Source organism: Streptococcus pluranimalium, assembly GCF_047785705.1.
In the GTDB taxonomy this organism is placed as follows: domain Bacteria; phylum Bacillota; class Bacilli; order Lactobacillales; family Streptococcaceae; genus Streptococcus; species Streptococcus pluranimalium_A.
In genome coordinates this window covers 1-3,352 of record NZ_JBLOJV010000066.1, presented here as the reverse complement: position 1 = coordinate 3,352, position 3,352 = coordinate 1, and the positions used below count along the sequence as shown (strand labels likewise).

Genomic DNA, 3,352 nt, shown 5'->3' with positions numbered 1-3,352 from the left:
AAAAACATGAAACAATTGCTTCAGTATTATTTACAAGAATTTGATAAAGAGTGCTCTAAAACTAATTTATTTTTAGTTGCCAACCTAAAAAAACAAACTAAGAAAATGTCTTATTACACAATTGAACACGCTTCTGACAGTGAATTTTTTTCGTTATCAGAATTTGAAGAGATAGCCTCTGCGCTATTAAAAACAGGCCTATGTTTGAATATATTTTACACAGAAATGGACTTTATTGAACATATATTAAATCATCAAGTAAATCTATCAAAAGAAGATTTATTAGTCTATAACTTAGCTAGAGATGGTCTAAAAGAAGGAAAGAAATCCCTGATTCCCTCTTTTTGTGACTATTTCAATCTTGATTATACTGGCTCAAATGCACTAACAGTATCTCTGTGTCGCAATAAGTTTATTTGGGGAGCGGTTGCAAATGAATTTAATATCGTAACACCTAAAACGGTTTGTATAATCAATGGAAAAATACTTGGAGAAATTTTTGAGGCTGAAAAATATATTCGAAAAGAAATCTCGGAATCAGCAAGCATCAACTTATCTGAAAATTCTATTATAGAGAATTTTGATTGGAAAAAAATTGATCATCAAAACTTCCTTCTCCAAGAATTTATAGAAGGAATTGAGGTTGAAGTTCCTTTTTTCAATTTTAAAGGAGAATATATTGTATTAGATCCCGTTAGAGTAGTGAGTAAAACAGACATTTTGACGAGTGAAGTTTCAGATAATGACGATTATACCTTTGAATTTCTACAAGATAAATCTCTGTATGAAAAATTGAAGGAATCAACAGAAAAACTCGCCCAATATTTAGGTATAACGACCTATGGACGAGTTGATTTCAGGATAAAATCAGATGGAAATTTTTTTGCTTTTGATGTTGCGACGATGCCTTATACGACTAATCACAGCTCATTTAATTATAATTTTCACAAGTATAATCTCACCATGGCTGATCTTCACAAACTGATATTATTTAGCAGTTTATAATGCACTGGTATACTGTATATCTGTTACCATGAGACCCCTACGATAGTAATTCCATTCTCGTGAGGAGAATTTAGATGTTACTAGAAATTCTGAAAATTCCTTTCCTGTCTTTATATCTGATTTAAATATTTTTTTGTAACGACGGTGTTTTTCGGATAACATTGTTTTCTCTGACTCAAAAATAATAGGGCAGAAATTTTTAAGTTGTTCATACTTATCTTGTGCTTGTTGCTGATTCCCCTCTATAAGTAATTTACAAAGTTCAAACCAACCAAAGTAGTAACGATAGAAATCATCAATGGACACGTCTTCAATATCTGACAAATCATTCACTTCCATCAAATTCTCTAACTCATTTTTATAAATTTTATAGTTTTCAATTCGAGAATAATACAGAGAAATTGAACATAAGTTTGTGTATATTAAATGTTTACTAACATCATTTAATCTGTTTTCTGTAAGAATGTTTTCAAACTGAGTTCGCCAGTAGTCAAAATCATTTGCTGAATTAGAAAGGAAATCTAATATAATAAAGTTGTTTTGAGATTTCCAATATAGTGGGAAATGATATTTATTGAATAATGCTTCTATTTCTTGTTTCACTTGACGTGCTCGTTCATAGTCAGAAGCAACCAGTAATAACCCTAGAAGACTCCCTAACGTATAATATTGCTCAAGTTTGTCATCGATATCTATAAAAAACTTTAAAGCCCTGTTTGCATCATTTATGGCTCTATCGTTATCCTTATATAAAAAACTTTTTCTTAAATAGATTTTTTCAAGATATTGTGCATTTTGTTCAATATTTTTTGTTACATAAAAATTTTTAATAATATCTTCATTTAAAAATTGGAATTTATCTATTTCGTTTAGTTTATCTATTAAATGAGGTAATAACATGTAAATACACGAGAGATAGTGAACAGGCTCAATAATAACATCTTTACCGCTTTCTTGTATTATATTCTCATATAGCGTATTACAAAGTGAATAAAAAGAAGAATCTTGTGATGTATTTCCTTGAAAATTAACATCATTTTTTAATAGTATGGAAGATAGCAGTGAACTTTCAGGCAGTATTTCTTTATAAATTGAGTTAGCAGATTCTCCATATTTGTATTCTATACATCTAAAAAATGTTGACTTAGTCTCTTCTTTTAGAAATTCAAGTTTATATAAACTATTTTTTTCACTTTCTAATATCTCATCTTGATTTAATAAATATTCATACCAAAGTAAGTAAAGTGAAAGTAAATTTTCTTGCTTATCCTCAAGCTTAGATAAAATTTCTATTTTAAGTTTGTAATTAAAAGGTTCTTTCCTACACAGATAATGATAATACTTTATATAAACTTCTTTCTGTCCTTTTTCAACTGTTAATAGAAGTTTATCTTTAATAATTAATATTAAACTATAGAAATTTATTCGATTTTTTACAGGTATTAAAACTAATAATTTTTTTAAAATATCAATGGCTTTTTCAATTTGAAAAACCTTCATATTGAAAAATTCTTCTGCCTCATATGGATTGAAATACTCAGGAAGGACAGACAGTTGATATATAAAATCCATATCAATGTGATTCTTCCTAAAGTCATTTTCAATCGTATGTAATAGATCATCTAGCAATTTTTCAATTTCCAAATTATTTTGTGATAACGAGATAAAATTGTAGATTTTTTCTAAATTCCCCTTTGTAAGAGGGTATAATTTATCTACTAAATCATCAGATAAATTTGAGGACTGTATCATACTTCTTAAAGTATCTTTTAGATCATTTAAATCAAAATGATGAATATCAAAAATTTTTGAAAAGAAAATATCATCATTTATACAGTTTTTACCACCAACTACAACAATTATTGATTTATTATATTTCTTTTCATAATCAGAAAGATTGTTAATAAGACGAACAAAAAATAGTTTCAGCTCATTTCCTAACCAATCCCAGTGCTGAATCAAGAATATTAGTCTATAGTCATCGCTACTATTTAATATTTTCTTTTCTACATCCATCGAACTATATTTTAGTGATATACCAGCCGAACCAAATCCAGGAATAGAACCGTTAGCAGAAAGAGAGATATGCTTAAAAAATTTTTCTACTAAAGAAAGTTTATAACCATCAGTAATATCATTTTCGCCAAAATCGGTATATAAACTCGTTCCATTTCCTATGATTTCCTTATTTAATATTTGTTGCGATATTTCATCAAATGCTAATGATTTTGATAGACTATCCTCAAAAGGGATATAGAATGCGGCAGAATTTTGAGAAGTATAGTGTTGCAAAATATTCGTACTAATTTCTGTTAAAAATTGATTCCAATGAGACATAATCAACTCC

The 3,352-nt window shown here is 28.1% G+C and carries 2 protein-coding genes; one reads left to right on the top strand and one right to left on the bottom strand.

Features of this window, described 5'->3' with window-relative positions:
- Positions 1-1,005 (top strand): hypothetical protein (locus ACMZ6Z_RS09085; RefSeq protein WP_416132213.1); only part of this gene is annotated, 1,005 nt, incomplete at its 5' end.
- Here the strand turns inward: ACMZ6Z_RS09085 and ACMZ6Z_RS09080 are convergent.
- A partial coding sequence (locus ACMZ6Z_RS09080; protein ID WP_416132212.1) for a DNA repair protein occupies positions 1,000-3,352 on the bottom strand: 2,353 nt, incomplete at its 5' end. The two genes, ACMZ6Z_RS09085 and ACMZ6Z_RS09080, sit on opposite strands and share 6 nt — an antisense overlap.